Below are 18,690 nucleotides of genomic sequence, written 5' to 3'. Positions count from 1 at the left end.
TGTTGGCGATCGGGGTTAAGTTATCTTGAGGTTATGAGTGGGTTTACTTCAACACGCTCATTATCGAAAGCTGTACTGCAATGAGTTAAATCCTATGTCTCCTATCGAATTGAAGGATAAAGAACTAATTGAAAATGCTCGCTCCATAATCAACAAGCGTTTCAAAGAAGACTTTCACCATGTTGGAGCAGCATTGCGAACAAAGTCGGGCAAAGTCTTTTCCTCTGTCCATTTGGAAGCGTATGTTGGGCGAGTTGCGGTTTGTGCTGAAGCGATTGCGATCGGAATGGCAGCGGCAGCAGGAGATACAGAACTTGAAACAATAGTTGCTGTAGATCGTAAAGGTCGAGTTGTGCCACCGTGCGGTATGTGTCGTGAGTTGATTTCCGATTATGCTCCCGGTTGCAAAGTAATTATTGCGGAGGCGGAGATCATGACTATCAGCCAATTATTGCCTAGAAAATACCAGAGGAGGGATTGATGATGTTCTGGCAAAAACAGCGTCCGATCTCGATCCATTAGGAGAGCGAGTCGTGATTGTGGTTGCAGGCTGCCCGAAACTTCCCGATCGAGGAAACCGTCAAAAAACCTGCTTTCTCCAGCAAATCATCCAAACAGGCGAAGAAAGTGCTGCCAAGATTGCTAGGATAATTGGTTGACGCTCTCCCGCCAGCCGACCGACAAGTGCGGGAGTCTTTCGGGCCGTTAAAATAAAATATTTAACTGATAAGCTGTTGTGCATCTAATCTCCATCAAGAAAAATGTCCCGGTTGCCGTGTCCGGCGTCCTTCACTCAGTCTCAACAGACAAGTTAAATGCTCCCGGTAGCTGATCTGTCAGTGTCAAAACTGGAGGTAATGCCCTTCAGCAATTTTACAAATTTTGAGGCTTGTAAGCTATGATGCCCTCCGCTAAACTACTCAATTCCAGAATATTCAAAGGATTATCGCTGCTGTTGCCCCTGACTCTGGCAGGCGCGATCGCCTCTCCCACCTACCCCCAAGCCGGGCCGCCCCGCACTCTCAGCGTGCGATCGGACATCCAAGAAGCCGACTCAAAAACCGGCATCGTGACAGCCCGCGGCAACGTCCAAATCAATTATCCAGCCCGCCAAATACAAGCAACCGCAGCTCAAGCTCAATACTTCAGCCGCGAGCGCCGGATCATTCTCAGCGGAGATGTTTACGTATTGCAGCAGGGTAACAGCCTGCGCGGCGAAACCATAACATACCTCATCGACGAAGGGCGGTTTATTGCCCTCCCAGACAACCCAGGACAGGTAGAATCTGTTTATCTGGTTGCCCCGGAACAAGATGCGGCAGCCCAAAATGCAGTTGGCTCCCAACGTCCAACTACAGCCCCCCGGTAAAAGTGGCTCGCAGCAGCGAAATTTCGCCTCAGCCAAAACATACTACTTGGGATAGATGCGAAATTTCGTCTTTATAAAACTCACAAACTTGAAAAGGTAAAATTTAAATTAGATACTCATCGCACAAAGCTGCAGTCGGAAATTTAGCTTGTAGAGGTTGCCGGGAGCGAAAATGAAAATTGTACTCGAAAATATTCACAAATCCTACGGAAAACGCAATGTAGTTAGTCGCGTCAACCTTTCGGTAGCCCAAGGAGAAATCGTAGGACTGCTCGGCCCCAACGGTGCCGGTAAAACCACAACATTTTACATAGCAACCGGATTAGAAAAACCAAATCAAGGCACCGTTTGGCTCAACGATTTAAACATCACTAAATTGGCGATGCACCAGCGAGCGCATTTGGGAATTGGCTATCTCGCTCAAGAAGCAAGCATTTTCCGAAACATGAGCGTGCGGGACAACATTTTGTTAGTGCTAGAACAAACTCAAGTGCCGCGCTGGGAATGGCGGGATCGAGTCGATTTCCTATTGCAAGAATTTCGCTTAGAAAAAATAGCATCCAGTTTGGGAATTCAAATATCAGGGGGAGAAAGGCGGCGGACTGAACTGGCCAGAGCATTAGCCGCTGGGCGAGACGGCCCCATGTTCCTATTTTTAGACGAACCGTTTGCAGGCGTCGATCCAATCGCCGTAGACGAAATTCAAACCATTATTGCTAAATTGCGCGATCGTAAAATCGGCATCCTCATCACAGATCACAACGTCCGAGAAACCCTGGAAATTACCGATCGAGCCTACATCATGCGAGACGGCCAAATTTTAGCCTCCGGGGCTGAAGAAGAACTCTATAGCAACCCTTTAGTGCGACAGTATTACTTAGGTGACAACTTCGTGCGATAGTCTTTTGAAGGCATTCGGCAAACGGTCGAATTTGAGATTTTAGATGTTAGATTGAGGAGCAATCTGCGACAACGCGCCACTATGAAAATAGCAATATCCAATTCTTTGAATCCCATCAACTGGCTGCCGAGAATTTCAGTAATGGACTGGTACATTACCAAAGAACTAATCGGGCCATTTCTCTTCGGCGTCGGACTCTTTACATCCGTCGCCGTCACAGTTGGAGCCTTATTTGAATTAGTCCGCAGAGTAACAGAATCCGGCCTTCCCTACAGCGCCGCCATAGAAATTTTTCTCCTGCAAATTCCCTACTTCGTAGTATTGGCTTTCCCCATGTCAATGCTGCTAGCAACCTTAATGGCCTACAGCCGAATGTCCAGCGACAGCGAACTCATCGCCCTCCGCAGTTGCGGAGTTAGCGTTTACCGATTGATACTGCCCGCAGTGATTATGAGTTTAATTGTTGCCGGCTTCACCTTTGCTTTGCAAGAGTTAGTCGTACCCGCCGCCAGCTACAGAGCTACTCTGACTTTAGACAGAGCTCTGAAGCGAGAAAAACCCACATTTCAAGATAAAAATATTATCTACACTGAATTTCGCAAACCAGAAAAAGGCGGCGACGAAATCCTGGCTCGCTTTTTTTATGCAGAACAATTTGACGGCCAGCGAATGAAAGGTTTAACAATTATCGATCGCTCCACCCCAGGCCTCAATCAAATCGTTTCTTCTGAATCCGCTACTTGGAATCCCTCAGAAAATACCTGGGATTTTTTCAACGGAACCGCTTATATAGTAGCTCCTGATGGCTCTTACCGCAATATAGTTAGGTTTCAACACCAGCAATTGCAACTCCCCCGCACGCCCTTAGATTTAGCGGCTAGAGTGCGGGATTTCAAGGAAATGAACATTGCCCAAGCTTTAGAGCGTTTGGATATCATTAAAAACAGTGGCGACGAACCGCAAATTCGCAAATTAAAGGTGCGAATTCAAGAAAAATATGCTTTTCCTTTCGTGTGCATGGTATTTGGTTTAGTGGGAGCAGCTTTGGGAACTCAACCGCGCCGCTCCGGTCGAGGAACGAGTTTTGGTATTAGCGTAGTTGTGATTTTTACTTACTACGTATTTTCTTTCATCACCAGTTCTATGGGCGTGAAAGCTGTTTTGACTCCGATTCTTTCGGCTTGGCTGCCGATCGTGTTTGGCTTGGGAATCGGGGGATTGTTGTTGGTGCGGGCTGCGGCTAGGTAAGTTTTACCAATAACATTGGGCATGGGTAATTTGGAACTTGTAAGGCCCTTCCACTGCCTTCGGCTCCTTCCCTTCGACTACGCCGAGGAGCACCGAAGTCGAAGGGCATGAACCGCCTAGCCTAAGTCGTGCGAATTGATAATATCGTTTTCGTGGCCGAACTTCCTTCATTTAAGGATTAGAAAAAGTATTGATTTCGCCGCCGCCAATGTAGCGTCCCGGAGCCAGGGAGCCGGGTGTAGCAAAAGTTTGAGGTTGAATGGGCTGCACGCCCTGATTTGTGTTTGGGGGAACAACTCCAAAGTTAGGCTGCTCCGGCAAATTAAGCTGACTCGGTGGAGGTGTTTGAAATTGAGAATTCGCTGCATTGGGAGAGAATTGAGGGCTAATTATCTTGCTTCCCCCAATCCCATTTGGAAAGGGAGATGGAGCGACATTTGGAAGTAGAGGTGTTGGCGAAGGTATGGCTACTGGAAGTGCCACAGATGGAACTTCAGGTGCGAAGCCTGAACCAGAAAAATTAGTTTGGTAGGGATTTTTCGGCAAAGCCACCGTTGCAGCCCCTGCATTAATTTCGGGAAGGTTCGGTACTCTGGAATTTAACCCAGCCAAGGGTTCAGGGACTGTAGCTGTCGGTTTTAAGAATTCTTGAGATTCCTTGCTCACAGTATTTGTCGGAGCCACAAGTGGGGGAAGTGCTGTGGGAACATTCACAGGATTTGCTCCACTTTGAGCTTTAGCGGTCGTTGGGAGCAAATTTGTCGCATTTGCTGATGCCGGATCGGAAGCCGGTCGATCGAGCAATTTAGCCGAGTCAGCAGTTTTCTGAGCCGCAGCCGCCGTTGCCGAAGCGGTAGCAACGACGTATTTTTTCATAGCTGCTTGCAGCGGACTCAAAGGCAGAGAATTGTCGTTTTGTTTGCCTGAATTAGCATCACTCGACGCCTGCGATAAAGTTGCTGTCGCTGTACCCCCAGACTCAGGCTTGATCGTTTGTATGCCGGAAGTCAGTCTCCCACTGCCAGATAAACTCAACGCTGATGTTGCGTTTGAACTTGGCAAGCTGGAATTTTGAGGGTTATTATTTTCCGCCTCGACAGCAGGATTTGGTAAATTTGGCAAGGGGAAAAATCCGCTGCTTCCTACCCGCTTGGGGGCTGAAGATGGCTGAGGAGTTTCTAAGTCCCGAGCTCGAAGTTCCTCGAATAAACCTTTGCTTTTTACGACTGATGAATTTAACAAGTTCACTTCAGAAGAAGTAGAGCCATTAAACTGATTGACTAGCACTGGTGAGCTGTCGATTTCAGCCGCAATGGCGGTATCTTCAGCAGATAGTCCCGATAGCGAAGCTGGATTGTTTGTGGCTACTTCTTCTGCGCCATCTATGCTCAACCTTTCTGGATTTACAGAGACCTCCCAGATAAATAACCCCCCCGCACACAGCACGGCTAGGGGAGCCCAAACGGCCGGTTGGGTCCAGTGGCGCAACCGCGCTATCAGATAGCGGACAGATGTAGGAAATCGCTTGAAAATTGACATAGTTTTGCTTCCATCCGAGCGTGCGGATTTAAAACTATTTTCCCTAGTCTACCACATCAATCTTGATTATTTTTGCTATGCCGGGGTAAGTGAGATCTGGAGCATCTCGGTTTGGCTTTTACTGTCGGTGTGCGATCGTCCGGCTCGCTATATTTATAGACTTTGCTGTGCGGGACGGATCGGAGTCCCCAAAAACGCTTTTTAATTTCTGCAGAGATGCTCCGAGTAAGATCAAACTTTTGATTGAAAGTTGCGAAAGCTCAATGCAACAGATGAAAATCTATAAAGCACTGGTAGAAATATGTCTTGCTTTCCTTAAATCAAGGGGCATAAGATGATAAAATGTTATGGGATGCGGTGTGCGGCCTGCCGAGCCTGTCAGCAGATCGACCTCAAAACAAAATGTCAAGGTAAAATTGGCAATTGCTGAGAACAACACTCAAGGAAATTTGAGAGGAAATTAATGAAAAAAGTAGTTGAAGTATTAGCAAATCGGGAACAACTAATAGATCGATCGCTGGAAATTGTGCTGTCGAAAATTTCAGCAGCCATAGCAGAACGCGGACTTTGTACGATCGCCTTAGCCGGCGGAAGCACACCCGAACCGCTCTACAGAGCGCTCTGTGCCCAAGACCTGCCGTGGGACAAAATTCACGTTTTCTGGGGCGACGAACGCTACGTTCCCCCAGAACACCCAGACAGCAATCAAAAAATGGCGCGCCTGGCGTGGCTCGATCGAGTGAATATCCCGGCCAGCAACATCCACCCCATGCCCACAGGTGCGGCCGACCCCGAAGCCGACGCCTCAGCCCACCAAACCGAATTGCAGCAGTTCTTCAAAGTATCCGAGGGTGAGTTTCCTGCTTTCGACATCATTCTCTTGGGCATAGGAGACGACGCCCACACAGCCTCTCTATTTCCCGGCACAGCAGCCCTGCAAGTCCGCGACGCCCTAGTAACTGTCGGCAACAAAGACGGTCAACCCCGCATTACCTTTACAGTCCCCTTAATCAACCGCGCCCGCTGCGTTCTCTTCATGGTCGCAGGAGCCAGCAAACAACCTGCCCTCGCTCAAATTTTTGCCCCCGCCGCCGATGAAATGACCTATCCAGCCAGACTCGTTCAACCAGAGGGCGAACTTTGGTGGCTGCTCGATGCGGCTGCTGGCGCAGCAGTAAAATAGTTGACAGAGCCACTCAGTGCCAACACAGTCAGCATTATCACTAACGCAATCTTGCCCATCACAGCTAACGTCACGGCGTCAGCTCAGTTGCTAGTATTAGCGAAGCAATATAAGAATTGTGGCGGTTAAAGTTAAAATTTGACCATATACACGAGTATTTTTATGAGGCTGATTTGAAAATCTGGCCGATAGCAAGGAGAAATCGATGATTGTCTGTCCCAATTGCAATCACCAGAACCCCGACGGGGCCAGCCAGTGTGAGGCTTGCTACACGCCTTTACCTGTTACCGCAAGTTGCTCGAACTGCGGTGCAGCAGTTCAGACAGATGCAGCATTTTGCGGTCAGTGTGGCTTTAACTTGCGTCCGGGTTCCATAGTTCCAGAAGTTGAGGGGACAGTACCGTCCCCCCCGCCTGTAGGCCCCACAGTCGTATCGTCACCGGCGCCGGATTTAGTCCCACCCGATCCCCTGATGGCAATGGAACCTCTAGTTACCCTGAATAAGGGGCTCAACTTAGAAAAAACTCCCGCCAGCATTCCGACTATTCCAGATCCCCCGCCATCGCCCTCGGTTCCTGTTACAACTGAATCGGTGGCAACACCAGTAAATATCTCTCCTCCGGTTCCGGACCCACAGCCAGTAGGTGTAGCTAAAACTCAACTGCAACAGCAGTCTGCCCGCCTGCTACACGTTCAGACAAATACGCCGATGGAATTGCCTCACAGTCTGTCTGTGGTTCACATAGGCAAGCCAAATGACTTAGTGCCGCCGGATATTGATGTTTCGGGATTTGCTAATTCTGAGATAGTTTCTCGGGTACACGCAAATCTCCGGGTGGAGGGAGATGCTTGCTACCTAGAAGATGTAGGCAGTTCCAACGGCACTTACGTCAACAATACTCCGCTGCCCAAGGGAAATCGGCACCGATTGCGACCTGGAGACCGGATCTCTCTGGGCAAAGGAGACCTGGTTACGTTTTTATTTCAAATCTCTTAGAGCGAGTTTGGATTGGGCGATCGAAAGTCTAAAATCTAAAATCGCATCTTGAGGCGCTCTACCAAAACTCAATGCTGCCAATGTGATTAAGCTGACCTTGCTACATCCACTCCAGTCTATACCCGTCCGCAGTTGGATCTTTGAAGACGAGCAGGTCGTCCGGATCGGGCGCTCGACCGAAAACCACGTCGTTCTTTTTAGCGCTGTGGTTTCTCGTCGCCACATCGAATTGCGGCGCAGCGGCATAACTTGGGAACTGATCAATTTAGGTACCAACGGCACTTACCTCGATGGTAAGCCGATCGCTAAGGTTCCCATTGTGGACGGTCTGATCGTTCACTTGGCTCGCTCAGGTCCGAAAATTCAAATTAACGTAGGCCCGAATCAGTCCTCAGTCCAGTTAGGACAAATTAGCGTCAAGCCAAGGGAGGCTAAGGAAATTCACGCTCCCTCGGGCGGCGTGCACATTAGCACCATTCCTGTTCCCGACCAAAAAGAAGTTGGCACTTCCAGGGAAGAGGAGGAGTTAACCGAGGCAGATAATAATCGCCATTATTCGGAAGAAGAATATTAAATCGGCTTCTTTGGACGATCGACATTTTTCAAAGGCGGCACTCAGGAGTTTATTTATGAGTACATCACCACAAATTGTTAGGCGCAGCGAACTGCTCAACCGGCGCACGATCGACCGTCGAACGGCGGAAGAGGTCGGTAGGGTAGATCGGGTTTGGCTCGATGCTCACTCCCAGCGGGCGATCGGCTTTACTTGCAAGTCGGGACTTTTGGGAAGCAAAAAAACTTGGTTCGCTTGGGCGCAAGTTGATACGGTGGGGGAAAATGTTTTTGTCACTATTAACCCGGAACTGCCGGAATTGCATCAGCCGGAACAAGCTGTTTGTCCGATCGGGCTGGAGGTGCTCACGGACGCTGGGAATAAGGCAGGTGCAGTGGTTGACTACTTATTTGATGCCCGGACGGGTTCAGTCACCCACTACCTATTTAAATCCAGCGGCTGGCGTGGCGTTTTAGACGACATTTACCTGTTACCTGTGGCAGCTATTTCGACCATCGGCAGCAAGCGGGCGATCGTCTCTGAAGCTGCTGTATCGGAGCCAGTGCAGTACGCGGAGGGACTGCACAAAAAAGTCGGTCTGGTAGCAGAGTTTTTACACGAAGATTTCGACAGAACTCTCAAAAATGTGGCAGGCGTGAAGCGGGGCGCTCAAAGTCTGGCGGAAAAATTCCAAGATAAAGCTCTCGAAGTCAGGGATGTAGCTCAAGAAAAAGTTGCAGAGTTGAAGCGGCAAAGGCAAGAATCTGTCCCGCCAGAGCCAAACCCGGAGCCGCCTGAGTCAGATTTGAGCTGAAGTTTGGCCTTCCCGCTCGCCCTGCGACTAATTGCCGATCGCATTTTGGGGCGGCGCGCGCGAGGAAGGTCGATCGGTATTTTCGCTATGAGAGATTGATGCGTTGTCGCTCAAAATTCCAGTGCTGCTCAAAGCATTGTATTTTAAAGGTATCGCATCAATAAGGAAAATGTTAGCAACTCAAAAAGACCTATGCTGTTCGAGACCACCAACAGGTATTTTATCGAGAGACCCCAGGATTAGTAATTGGTTAACTTCTTTCTTTACAAACAGCGATTCGTCGATCGTTGACTGTCGCCGGATCGAGAACTTGAATCAGCGGTGCAACCAGCACGGGTCTGAGTTAAATTCTCTGGTTCATCAGCGGGAAAAGGATTATTTAGCCGATCAAATTGAGTGGCTCACCCATCGGCACAATCGCGCCCTCACAGAGCAAATTAATCAAGCGGTTAAGACCGCTGTCCCTCAGTGGGAAGTTCACCCGATTAATAACATCGTGTTTGGTTGTTACCCAGGACAGCAAAAATGGGCGCCTGCGCCAAAACCTAATCCTCAAAAGTTGGTTCAAATGCCTCAAGCAGCCAACAGTTCGACTTTTACGGCAGAGCGAGGGAATCATGGCGCCCTGATTACGCCTTTAAAAATCAAAATTTTTGCAGTTTTCTCCCCAAAAATCTCTCTGGAAGTATCCCCGTTTCTGTCTGGCGGTGGAGTGTCAAAACATCAGTGATTACCTTAACTCTGTTACATCCTATCCAGTCTGTCCCGGTTCAAAGTTGGTGTTTTGAATCCGAATCGGTGGTTCGGATCGGTCGATCGAACGACAATGATGTAATTATTTACAGCGCTGTAGTTTCCCGCCACCACGTAGAGCTGTGGAATCACGTCAATGGCTGGGAAATTATTAATTTTGGTGCTAACGGCACTTATGTAGATGATAGACCGATCGCTCAGGTGTCAGTGGCAGACGGGATGACCATTCGCTTGGGCAATTCCGGGCCAAAAATCAGGATTCGGGTGGGCGCAACGAATCAACCGGGCAAAATAATCAAGCCACCCCAGCGCGAACTCCCCAGCCACAAAGACGAAGTTTCAAAAGATAAGTCAACTGCTTGGTCTCGGGGTGTGGGAATCATCGAAGACGATGAATATGGAGCGCTGACTCAAATCGATCTTGACTGACCACCCGCTATCTATGCCTGCAAGCGAACTCAAAAAAAGCTCAGGGTGCGCCATTTGAGTACCTAACTCATATCTCGACAATTCCGCTGATTTTTGCCCAAATATGCCTATAAATTAATTAACAGCTTCTTAGACTACAAGATTACCCTTCTAGAGATAAGATTTGGGGGATATCGCTCGATATTATCTCAGGTTCGCTGCTTGCCCAGCGGCGGTAATCGGAGAGCAACTGGTGCATCAACCGCTGTTTGACGCTCATCAGTACGCTCTTGAGCAAAGCATTGCCTGTTGCTTCTAAAATGGGTTTGGGCGTCAGCCAAAACGGCGGCGGTAACTCTACTTGCACTTCCAAATCCGCTTTTCCCTTCAAGTATGCTACCCCGCTGCTTTGGTGTACACAAAGCTGTCCTTTGAGATTGAGAGCAAAGCGATCGTTGATATAACCCACGCCGCGAATTTCGCACCCCACGGACTCCAAATTGATTGTGCCGTCCGACTGCGCCCACACCCTCATGTCTACTGTGGGTTGAATGCTCAGCATCATAAATTGTAACGGTCGCATTTTTAGGCGGAAACAGTCCTCGCTTAGCTGTTCTGTGCGACTTTGATCGACAAGGGCGTTCACCAGTCGCCTCGGCTGACGCAGATAATGTTGAATAGGAACCCGTTCCTCTGGTACGGAGATCTCAACGGATTGGGAAGAATTAAAGCGGATATACATGAGAAAATATCAAAATATAGGATTCCTAAGCATATCTTAATAAACTATCACCTGTTTTAAGGTGACATAAGTCGCCCAGTAAGTCGTGTACCCAGTAATGTCATCCGAGAAATCACGGATAAAAGCTTTCGGGACATCGCTAATTTTTCATCATACTTCCTAGCTGATGAGAGTAAAGCAAACATTTGTAACCTAAAATTGCCTCTAAATGAAAATTTCGTTAGCGAAGCCCTCGAAGAGGATCGCATATCTCGGCCCTGTTGGTACAAATGCAGAAACAGCGGCTCTAGCTTATGTCAATTGGTTGAGCCTGGAAACTAACTTGGAATGCACCCTGTGTCCTTATTCCACCATTTCCCAAGCGCTAGAGGCATCTGCCGTAGGGCAGGTTGACTATTCAGTTGTACCCGTCGAAAATTCGATCGAAGGCAGCGTGACTGTCACCTTAGATACACTGTGGCGACTCGATCAACTCCGCATTCAACACGCCTTAGTTTTGCCAATTTCCCACGCCCTGGTGTCTAATGCTCAAAATTTTAACGAGATTCACAAAGTTTACTCTCACCCGCAAGCGCTAGCTCAGTGTCAGGTATGGTTGGGGCAGTTTCTTCCCTCAGCTCAGTTAATTCCGGCGAATTCAACCACGGAAGCATTGCAATATCTGGAAGATAGAAATGTAGCAGCGATATCTTCGCCAAGAGCGGCTGAACTTTACAATTTGCCAGTTTTAGCTCACCCCATTAATGATTATCCCGATAATTACACTCGATTTTGGGTACTCAGCACGAGTGTTGGAGAAATCGGAAACCTAGAAGCAGCCGATCGCACATCGATTAAATCCATTACAAAATCTGCTAAGTTGATCCCCGGTGCTTCACCGTCTAATTGCACCCATACCTCACTAGCTTTTAGCGTACCTGCCAATATGCCGGGAGCACTGGTAAAACCTTTGCAAGTATTTGCCAGTCGCGGTATTAATTTAAGTCGGATTGAATCTAGACCCACTAAACGATCGCTCGGAGAATATATTTTCTTTATGGACGTTGAGGCTAACGCCTGCCAAGCATTTGTGCGATCGGCACTCGAAGAATTAAAAAATCACACAGAAACTTTAAAAATCTTTGGTTGCTACAATGTACTGTCAGGAGTATAATTTTCTTTTAGGTAGTAGACTTTTTAAGTAAAGCTTAGGAGGCTGGTGAGATGAATGCTGATGAACTTCTCAAGCGATACGCAGCCGGAGAAAGAAATTTTCATGAAACCAACTTGAAAGAGGCTTTTTTGCGAGAAGCTTTCCTAATTGATATTAATCTAGCTTGTGCAGAACTCAAAGAAATCAATTTTTCCCTGGCAAACTTAAGGGGGGCAAACTTAATAGCTGCCAAGCTCAAGAATGCTTGCCTGGTGATGACCAAACTAAATGGAGCTAACCTGAGCCGAGCCGATCTAAGTTTCGCAAGATTAACAGGAGCGGACATGATTGAGGCCAACCTGAGAAACGCCAACTTGAGCGACACCAAAATGATCGGTGTTGATTTGAGCCGATCCTCATTGTACGCCGCCAACCTAATGGAAGCAAACCTCATAGATGCTTGCTTGGACAATACAAATCTCGAAGGAGCCAATCTAAGCGAGGCTAAACTGCGGGGAGCGAGTCTGAAAAGAGCCAACTTAAGAAACGCTTTTGTGTGTGAAAGTAACCTTGAGGGCGCAGATTTGACAGGAGCTGACTTGAGGGGTGCTAATTTGAGCGGGGCATTTTTGTGCGGCGCTAATCTCGAAGGAGCTAAGCGAGATAAGAAAACAATTTTCAGTGGGACAATACATTTTTGCGTCAGACAAGTTTGAGATCGGGCAATAATATATAACCGCAGAATCCGACAACTAAGGACTAAAAAATATACTATTGACTTGGCTGAAAGTGAAGTCAATTTGCTGCTGTACCTTAGCAAAATGAAGCTGCATCTTGAGGATTTCTTTCTTGGAATTAGCTTGAGCAATCTTACTTTCCAAAGCCAGCAAGTTGCGGTTGAGAGTTTCTACTCGCACAGTTTGGTAGTCTAAGTCAATTTTTAGTTCTGCCGCCTGCTCGAATTGAATCTGCTTGCGAACCACGGCGAGGCGGACTGAATTCTCATCCTGTGTCTGAAGAGCTAGCAAAGCTCGCTGCTGCCACTGGTTGGCTTGAGATTCAGCTTGATTGTACAGCCACTGAATCCGCAGTTGGGCGGAAATCGCAGTGCCAACAGCCTGACGCAGTTCTTTGAGAGGTTCCTGAATTTCTAAGATTAATAGTTCCCAAAGATTCATCAGTTCGCTGGTAAATTCTTCGCGTTCTACAGAGGCTAGCAGTGCTTCTAAGAGCAACACATTTGGTTGTATCTGCTGCGTAACTGTCTCAAATATTAACTGTGCTTCGGACATTTGCCGATCGTAATTTTTTTCTGAGACTGCCCCGGATGAGTGCTCTAATATTTTTTGAGTGCTGTCTACCTCCGCTTCTGTATCTGAACTGGAAGTTACAAAGGCCTGTAATTTTTCGCGGGCGATCGAACTTAGTTTTTTTCGGAGCAAATCGCAGGCCGCCCGCTGCACTGGCCCTGTTTCGCTTTGACAAATCTTGATGACTATTTTTAAGCCGGCATCGCCGTAATTCAATGTCTCTCTCAAGGCGGCGATGCGATGTTCGCTGACAGAACTAGACAGCCGATGTTTAACTCCTGCTAGTCCGCCGAGAACTACACCGCCCACAGGAGGTGGCAGTTGACCGCCTCTAACTGCATCGTATGGTTTCGGTTGGTCGTGATTTTCTAACACAAGCATTTACGGCTATAAGGAACCTATCCGAACCTGTTTGAAGTTAAGAATTAAACAGATACCAGTTCCAAAAAAGAATGGAACTGTAGGCCCGCGCTTCACACCCTTAGTTCATCAGTCAATCGAAAATCAAAAATCAAAAATCGAATGATTTGTGTGTAATTCTTGCTTCAATGCAGGTCAAACCGATCGTGCTTTTTCCTAGGGAAATTGGCTACTGGAGGGTATCTTTAAGTACAGTCCTCGCTGCCAAGTGATTGCGAGTAGAAGTCAAAATTTCTGTTTCGCGTTCCAATCTCGCAGCAGTATCTTGCAATTCTAAAAGAGTTTGCTGTTCTGTCGCTGCACCGTAAAGGTAGCTGGCTACCCAGTATGACAATTCGGTGGGCAAACTGGGAATGTCTTCCGGCAGGTCGATCGGCTGATCCATCAATTTGCTGGAGAGGCGAACTACATCTCTCAGCAGTTGTTCGACATCTTTTCCCAAAGGTCTGAGGTCTTTTTGCGGCGGTTCGTCTTCAATCCATTCTACTAGACCGACTAAATACGGTTTTTCCCGAACTGCGTCGAGTACTCGGAACCGCTGCTGCCCGAGGGTCATAATTTTCATGCGATCGTCGGGGAGGCGCTGGCAGTGAATTACTTCGGCGCAGCAGCCGACGCCAGAGACTTTGTTTTGGTTGGGGTCCCACATGAGTACACCGAAACGGCGATCGCCCTCCAAAATCGTATTCATCATGATTCGATAGCGAAACTCGAAGATTTGCAGCGGTAGCGGTCTACCTGGAAATAGAACCACTTCCGGCAAGGGAAATAAGGGGAGTTCGCGAACTGCTACAGAGGAAGAGGATGCCATTGTCGCTCAAAAGTGACGGTACTTGCGCTTCTTTTTCTTACTTTAACTGATTAAAGGCAATTCCGGGGCAGGAGCGATCGGGCTTTTTCGGTGGCAACGGGAGCGACGGCGAGCTATCTCCGGTTTGGCAGCTTGACAAAGGCGTTATTTCGTCAAAATGTTAAATATACCTTTTTGCTAAACTCAGTGCTGCCGAAGGCGAGGATAGCGACTGCTAAAGGACCGTTTTTGTAGTGATCGCGCCTTAATTAAGAATAATTATTTAAGTTTGTGTCGGAGCAGAAATTCTTGCTGATTATTAACTAATAACTAATACCTAATAAGTAATGACTAGGGAAATTTCTACAAAAAGAAGGAACAATGTATTTTTCCATTGTTCCTTCTTTCCGAGTTTTCGATGTGTCAATCTACAGCTTGACTTCGATATCTACGCCGGCTGGTAAATCCAGTTTCATCAAAGCGTCAATTGTTTTGGCCGATGGTTGGTGAATGTCGATAATCCGGCGGTGCGTGCGGGTTTCAAAGTGTTCGCGAGAATCTTTGTCTACGTGGGGCGATCGCAGCAAGCAGTAAATCCGCCGTTTTGTCGGTAGGGGAATCGGGCCGATCGCTGTGGCTGCTGTCCGATTAGCTGTATCTACAATCTTTTCGCAGGATGCGTCTAGAATTCGGCGATCGAAAGCTTTGAGGCGAATGCGAATTTTTTGCTGTTGAATTGTTGCCATTTTTGTTTCTTGAATTTTCGAGGTTCAGTTTGTTGTTTGTTGTCTGTTGTCTGTCCTCTATTTGCAGTTGTTTTTGGGCTAACTGCTAACTTCGGACTCATGAGTAAGGAGTAATCACTAAATAGCAGAAAAGCCTGATTACATTTGGTGGCTTTTCTGCTATTTAAGCTGTTATCGGAGTCCTACTTGAGGATTTTGGAAACAACGCCGGCGCCGACGGTGCGGCCGCCTTCGCGGATAGCGAAGCGCATTCCTTGTTCGATCGCGATCGGGTGAATCAACTCAACAGTCATCTTGATCCGGTCACCGGGCATCACCATTTCTGCTTCAGTACCGTCATCAGCCGTGAACTGTGCGATCGTGCCAGTCACGTCAGTGGTACGGACGTAAAATTGAGGACGATAGCCAGAGAAAAACGGCGTGTGACGACCGCCTTCTTCCTTCTTGAGGATGTACACTTCAGATTCAAACTGAGTGTGAGGCATGATGCTTTTCGGCTTAGCAATCACCATTCCGCGTTCAATATCCGCCTTTAAAATCCCCCGCAGCAGTAGGCCCACGTTATCGCCGGCCAAACCTTCCTCCAGAGACTTGGTGAACATTTCCACACCAGTCACCGTAGTGCTGCGAGTGTCCTTAAGACCCACCAATTCGACTGTTTCGCCGACTTTGATGGTTCCGCGTTCAATCCGACCTGTGGCAACAGTACCCCGACCAGTAATCGAGAATACGTCTTCTACAGCCATCAAGAAAGGCTTGTCAACTTCACGTTCTGGGGTGGGGATGTAAGCATCTACTTCTTCCATCAGCTTGTAAATTTTGTCAACCCACTCATTTTCGCCCTTTACAGTCTTGGGATTAGCAAGCATCGCTTCGAGAGCTTTCAATCCCGAACCTGTGACGATGGGGATGTCATCGCCAGGAAAATCGTAAGAGCTCAAAAGTTCGCGAACTTCCAGTTCTACCAATTCCAGCAGTTCAGCATCATCCACCATGTCTTCTTTGTTCAAGAAGACAACCAGGCTGGGAACGCCAACTTGCTTAGCTAGCAGGATGTGTTCGCGAGTTTGAGGCATGGGGCCGTCTGCCGCTGACACTACTAGGATGCCGCCGTCCATTTGAGCTGCACCGGTGATCATGTTTTTCACATAGTCAGCGTGTCCGGGGCAATCTACGTGGGCATAGTGCCGACCTGTGGTTTCGTATTCCACGTGAGCAGTATTAATCGTAATACCCCGTGCTTTTTCTTCTGGCGCAGCGTCGATGTCGGCGTAGTTCTTAGCCTTTGCTTGACCTAGTGCAGAGAGAGTCATCGTAATCGCGGCGGTCAAAGTTGTTTTGCCGTGGTCAACGTGACCGATCGTACCGATGTTTACGTGGGGTTTATTCCGTTCAAATTTTGCGCGTGCCATTCTCGATGTGTTCCTTGTTTTTTTTAGCGATTTTAGACTTGAGATTTTAGATTTTAGATTTTGGATTCAATCCAAAATCCAAAATCTAAAATCCAAAATCATTAGTTCCCTTTGTTCTTAGCGATAATGGCTTCAGCCACATTTCGCGGCACTTCTTCGTAATGGCTGAATTCCATTGTGAAGATGCCTCGACCTTGGGTTTTCGAGCGGATGTCGGTGGCGTAACCAAACATTTCTGCTAGTGGAACTTTTACAGAAACTTTGGCTATCCCCTGATCTGTCTCTTGACCTTCGATCTGACCCCGACGCGAGTTGAGGTCTCCGATGACGTTCCCGATGTAATCTTCGGGAACTTCAACCTCTACTTTCATCATAGGCTCTAGCAGCACTGGCGACGCCTTCATCACGGCTTCTTTGATCGCCATTGAACCGGCGATCTTAAATGCCATTTCTGAAGAGTCTACGTCGTGGAAAGACCCGTCTACCATAGTAGCTTTGAGGTCAATCACGGGATATCCTGCTACAATACCTGATTCGCACGCTTCTTTCATCCCTTGTTCTGCTGGGCCGATGTACTCTTTGGGTACAGTGCCACCAACAATTTTGGAGACAAATTCAAAGCCACTTCCGACTTCGGTGGGTTCTAGTTCGATCACGACGTGACCGTACTGACCTTTACCGCCGCTTTGGCGGATAAATTTACCTTCGGCGCGGACGGATTTGCGAATGGTTTCGCGGTAGGCTACTTGTGGCTGACCCACGTTCGCTTCTACTTTGAATTCCCGCAGCATTCTGTCAACCAGGATTTCCAGGTGCAGTTCGCCCATACCGGCGATGACTGTCTGGTTGGTTTCAGGGTCAACGTTGACTCGGAAGGTGGGGTCTTCTTCCGAGAGCGACTGGAGGGCTTTGGAGAGCTTCTCCATGTCTTGTTTGGTTTTGGGTTCGACAGCCACCGAGATGACTGGCTCTGGAATAAACAGAGATTCCAGAATCACTGGCGCTCCTTCTTCGCAGAGGGTGTCGCCGGTGAAGGTGTCTTTCAAACCCAAGGCTGCTCCCAAGTCTCCGGCTCGGAGTTCCTCAACTTCTATCCGATCGTCCGCTTTTAGTACAATTAGGCGAGAAACCCGCTCTTTTTTGTCTTTGGTGGAGTTCAGGACGTAGGTTCCTTTTTTGAGGATACCGGAGTAGACGCGAACAAAGGTCAGGCGGCCGTAGGGGTCAGCCATGATTTTGAATGCCAGAGCTGACAGCGGGGCGTTGTCGTCGGCAAACCGCTCTGCGGTGTCGCCGTTGGGCAGGAGTCCTTGTATTGGAGGAACTTCCAAGGGCGACGGCAGATAGTCTATGACTGCATCCAACAACAACTGAACGCCTTTGTTTTTGAATGCCGAACCGCACAACATGGGGACGATCGTACCTTCGACAGTGCCGTGACGCAGGGCCAAGCGGATTTCGTCTTCCGTTAACTCTTCGCCTTCGAGGTATTTCTCCGTGAGGGCGTCGCTGGTTTCTGCTACCGACTCGATCAGCTTGGTGCGGTATTCTACGGCTAGATCCTTTACTTCATCGGGGATTTCTACTTCCTCGATGTCGGTTCCCGTGTCGTTGTTGTAGATATAGGCTTTCATTTGCACTAAGTCTACAATTCCCCGGAAGTTTTCTTCACTGCCGATCGGGATTTGGATCGGTACGGCGTTCGCTCTCATGCGATCGCGAATTTGGCCGTAGACTTTGTAGAAGTTTGCCCCCATCCGATCCATTTTGTTGACGAACACAATCCGGGGTACGTGGTACCGATCTGCCTGTCGCCAAACTGTTTCGGATTGCGGCTGCACTCCCCCTACCGAGCAGAACACTGCGATCACTCCGTCGAGCACTCGCATCGAGCGTTCGACTTCGATCGTGAAGTCTACGTGTCCGGGAGTGTCGATGATGTTGATTTTGTAATCTTTCCAACTGGTGGTGATAGCAGCGGCAGTAATCGTAATTCCCCGCTCCCGCTCTTGCTCCATCCAGTCAGTGACTGCTGTTCCCTCGTGCACTTCACCCATTTTGTGAACCATGCCTGAATAGAACAGAATTCTTTCAGTTGTTGTTGTTTTGCCCGCGTCTATGTGGGCTGCGATGCCGATGTTGCGAGTTTTTTCTAGCGGGACGGTACGTGCCACAGCTACCTCCTTAATCTTGTGTTGCTGTTATAATACTATTATACTACACAGTAACCCTATTTTGCCCTCCCCAGCGACTTACCAAAGTCTCTGGAGCTTACTGTTACATTTTAATATTTTTTGCAAAATTTGTTTACAAAAATATTAAGGATGCGACATGGAGGATTCAGAGAGTGCGTGAATTTTGAGTGCGTGAATT

General features: G+C 48.2%; 20 protein-coding genes. 13 read left to right on the top strand and 7 right to left on the bottom strand.

Translation table 11 applies throughout. From position 1 onward, the window contains the following. The first annotated feature begins 94 nt into the window (after window positions 1-94). From QT996_RS03595 to QT996_RS03575, 5 genes are all read left to right on the top strand, one after another. Window positions 95-481 carry a cytidine deaminase gene (locus QT996_RS03595; RefSeq protein WP_333044590.1) on the top strand — a complete coding sequence of 129 codons (387 nt, stop codon included), beginning with the start codon at window positions 95-97 and terminating at the stop codon, window positions 479-481. A gap of 52 nt (window positions 482-533) precedes the next feature. After that, the gene (locus QT996_RS03590) at window positions 534-659 is read left to right on the top strand and encodes a hypothetical protein (RefSeq protein WP_333044588.1); all 126 of its coding nucleotides are present in this window, start codon (window positions 534-536) and stop codon (window positions 657-659) included. Between the two features lie 239 nt (window positions 660-898). After that, the gene (locus tag QT996_RS03585; RefSeq protein WP_333044586.1) at window positions 899-1,369 is read left to right on the top strand and encodes an LptA/OstA family protein; all 471 of its coding nucleotides are present in this window, start codon (window positions 899-901) and stop codon (window positions 1,367-1,369) included. 172 nt (window positions 1,370-1,541) lie between these two features. Beyond that, window positions 1,542-2,270, top strand: coding sequence for an LPS export ABC transporter ATP-binding protein (lptB, locus tag QT996_RS03580; protein ID WP_333044585.1), 729 nt, complete (start codon window positions 1,542-1,544; stop codon window positions 2,268-2,270). Window positions 2,271-2,351: 81 nt separating this feature from the next. Next, window positions 2,352-3,518 (top strand): LptF/LptG family permease, encoded by a 1,167-nt coding sequence (locus QT996_RS03575; RefSeq protein WP_333044583.1) that lies wholly within the window; start codon window positions 2,352-2,354, stop codon window positions 3,516-3,518. Between the two features lie 171 nt (window positions 3,519-3,689). Here the strand turns inward: QT996_RS03575 and QT996_RS03570 are convergent, their stop codons facing one another. Beyond that, a complete protein-coding gene (locus QT996_RS03570) occupies window positions 3,690-5,057 on the bottom strand; it encodes a hypothetical protein (RefSeq protein ID WP_333044581.1) in 1,368 nt (455 codons plus the stop codon). Between the two features lie 463 nt (window positions 5,058-5,520). Here QT996_RS03570 and pgl point away from each other — a divergent pair, with 463 nt between their 5' ends. From pgl to QT996_RS03540, 6 genes are all read left to right on the top strand, one after another. Beyond that, entirely contained in the window at window positions 5,521-6,240 is a 720-nt protein-coding gene (pgl, locus tag QT996_RS03565) for a 6-phosphogluconolactonase (protein WP_333044579.1), read from the top strand. A gap of 205 nt (window positions 6,241-6,445) precedes the next feature. Further along, complete coding sequence (locus tag QT996_RS03560; protein ID WP_333044578.1) at window positions 6,446-7,237, top strand: FHA domain-containing protein; 792 nt, start codon at window positions 6,446-6,448, stop codon at window positions 7,235-7,237. 82 nt (window positions 7,238-7,319) lie between these two features. Further along, window positions 7,320-7,811: an FHA domain-containing protein gene (locus QT996_RS03555; protein ID WP_333044576.1), complete on the top strand. Its 492-nt coding sequence runs from the start codon at window positions 7,320-7,322 to the stop codon at window positions 7,809-7,811. A 55-nt stretch (window positions 7,812-7,866) separates the two neighbouring features. Beyond that, window positions 7,867-8,604, top strand: a complete 738-nt coding sequence (locus tag QT996_RS03550) for a PRC-barrel domain-containing protein (protein ID WP_333044574.1) — start codon at window positions 7,867-7,869, stop codon at window positions 8,602-8,604. 169 nt (window positions 8,605-8,773) lie between these two features. Further along, a complete protein-coding gene (locus QT996_RS03545) occupies window positions 8,774-9,334 on the top strand; it encodes a hypothetical protein (RefSeq protein ID WP_333044572.1) in 561 nt (186 codons plus the stop codon). Next, window positions 9,331-9,786 carry an FHA domain-containing protein gene (locus QT996_RS03540; protein WP_333044570.1) on the top strand — a complete coding sequence of 152 codons (456 nt, stop codon included), beginning with the start codon at window positions 9,331-9,333 and terminating at the stop codon, window positions 9,784-9,786. Before QT996_RS03545 ends, QT996_RS03540 begins: the two co-directional genes overlap by 4 nt. A gap of 142 nt (window positions 9,787-9,928) precedes the next feature. Here QT996_RS03540 and QT996_RS03535 read toward each other — a convergent pair whose 3' ends face one another. Then, complete coding sequence (locus QT996_RS03535; RefSeq protein ID WP_333044568.1) at window positions 9,929-10,507, bottom strand: DUF1997 domain-containing protein; 579 nt, start codon at window positions 10,505-10,507, stop codon at window positions 9,929-9,931. A gap of 208 nt (window positions 10,508-10,715) precedes the next feature. Here QT996_RS03535 and pheA point away from each other — a divergent pair, with 208 nt between their 5' ends. Both pheA and QT996_RS03525 read left to right on the top strand, forming a co-directional pair. Further along, the gene (gene pheA / locus QT996_RS03530) at window positions 10,716-11,660 is read left to right on the top strand and encodes a prephenate dehydratase (protein WP_333044567.1); all 945 of its coding nucleotides are present in this window, start codon (window positions 10,716-10,718) and stop codon (window positions 11,658-11,660) included. A gap of 50 nt (window positions 11,661-11,710) precedes the next feature. Next, window positions 11,711-12,355, top strand: coding sequence for a pentapeptide repeat-containing protein (locus tag QT996_RS03525; protein WP_333044566.1), 645 nt, complete (start codon window positions 11,711-11,713; stop codon window positions 12,353-12,355). A gap of 36 nt (window positions 12,356-12,391) precedes the next feature. Here QT996_RS03525 and QT996_RS03520 read toward each other — a convergent pair whose 3' ends face one another. From QT996_RS03520 to fusA, 5 genes are all read right to left on the bottom strand, one after another. Further along, a complete protein-coding gene (locus tag QT996_RS03520; RefSeq protein ID WP_333044564.1) occupies window positions 12,392-13,330 on the bottom strand; it encodes a PspA/IM30 family protein in 939 nt (312 codons plus the stop codon). 208 nt (window positions 13,331-13,538) lie between these two features. Further along, window positions 13,539-14,180 (bottom strand): LON peptidase substrate-binding domain-containing protein, encoded by a 642-nt coding sequence (locus QT996_RS03515; RefSeq protein ID WP_333044563.1) that lies wholly within the window; start codon window positions 14,178-14,180, stop codon window positions 13,539-13,541. A gap of 407 nt (window positions 14,181-14,587) precedes the next feature. Further along, on the bottom strand, window positions 14,588-14,905 hold the full coding sequence (gene rpsJ, locus QT996_RS03510) for a 30S ribosomal protein S10 (RefSeq protein WP_006632193.1): 318 nt from the start codon (window positions 14,903-14,905) through the stop codon (window positions 14,588-14,590). A 182-nt stretch (window positions 14,906-15,087) separates the two neighbouring features. Further along, window positions 15,088-16,317 carry an elongation factor Tu gene (gene tuf / locus QT996_RS03505; RefSeq protein ID WP_333044561.1) on the bottom strand — a complete coding sequence of 410 codons (1,230 nt, stop codon included), beginning with the start codon at window positions 16,315-16,317 and terminating at the stop codon, window positions 15,088-15,090. 101 nt (window positions 16,318-16,418) lie between these two features. Then, the gene (gene fusA / locus QT996_RS03500; protein ID WP_333044560.1) at window positions 16,419-18,491 is read right to left on the bottom strand and encodes an elongation factor G; all 2,073 of its coding nucleotides are present in this window, start codon (window positions 18,489-18,491) and stop codon (window positions 16,419-16,421) included. Window positions 18,492-18,690: the final 199 nt, after the last annotated feature.

Source organism: Microcoleus sp. S13C4, from assembly GCF_036700865.1.
GTDB lineage: Bacteria > Cyanobacteriota > Cyanobacteriia > Cyanobacteriales > Microcoleaceae > Microcoleus.
The sequence above is the reverse complement of the archived record's forward strand: the minus strand, read 5'-3'. Positions and strand labels throughout refer to the sequence as shown.

Coding starts and splice junctions, on each gene's coding strand:
- QT996_RS03595 (WP_333044590.1), top strand. CDS start 95: ATGTCTCCTATCGAATTGAAGGATAAAGAACTAATTGAAAATGCTCGC.
- QT996_RS03585 (WP_333044586.1), top strand. CDS start 899: ATGATGCCCTCCGCTAAACTACTCAATTCCAGAATATTCAAAGGATTA.
- lptB (WP_333044585.1), top strand. CDS start 1,542: ATGAAAATTGTACTCGAAAATATTCACAAATCCTACGGAAAACGCAAT.
- QT996_RS03575 (WP_333044583.1), top strand. CDS start 2,352: ATGAAAATAGCAATATCCAATTCTTTGAATCCCATCAACTGGCTGCCG.
- QT996_RS03570 (WP_333044581.1), bottom strand. CDS start 5,057: ATGTCAATTTTCAAGCGATTTCCTACATCTGTCCGCTATCTGATAGCG.
- pgl (WP_333044579.1), top strand. CDS start 5,521: ATGAAAAAAGTAGTTGAAGTATTAGCAAATCGGGAACAACTAATAGAT.
- QT996_RS03560 (WP_333044578.1), top strand. CDS start 6,446: ATGATTGTCTGTCCCAATTGCAATCACCAGAACCCCGACGGGGCCAGC.
- QT996_RS03550 (WP_333044574.1), top strand. CDS start 7,867: ATGAGTACATCACCACAAATTGTTAGGCGCAGCGAACTGCTCAACCGG.
- QT996_RS03545 (WP_333044572.1), top strand. CDS start 8,774: ATGTTAGCAACTCAAAAAGACCTATGCTGTTCGAGACCACCAACAGGT.
- QT996_RS03535 (WP_333044568.1), bottom strand. CDS start 10,507: ATGTATATCCGCTTTAATTCTTCCCAATCCGTTGAGATCTCCGTACCA.
- pheA (WP_333044567.1), top strand. CDS start 10,716: ATGAAAATTTCGTTAGCGAAGCCCTCGAAGAGGATCGCATATCTCGGC.
- QT996_RS03525 (WP_333044566.1), top strand. CDS start 11,711: ATGAATGCTGATGAACTTCTCAAGCGATACGCAGCCGGAGAAAGAAAT.
- QT996_RS03520 (WP_333044564.1), bottom strand. CDS start 13,330: ATGCTTGTGTTAGAAAATCACGACCAACCGAAACCATACGATGCAGTT.
- QT996_RS03515 (WP_333044563.1), bottom strand. CDS start 14,180: ATGGCATCCTCTTCCTCTGTAGCAGTTCGCGAACTCCCCTTATTTCCC.
- rpsJ (WP_006632193.1), bottom strand. CDS start 14,905: ATGGCAACAATTCAACAGCAAAAAATTCGCATTCGCCTCAAAGCTTTC.
- tuf (WP_333044561.1), bottom strand. CDS start 16,317: ATGGCACGCGCAAAATTTGAACGGAATAAACCCCACGTAAACATCGGT.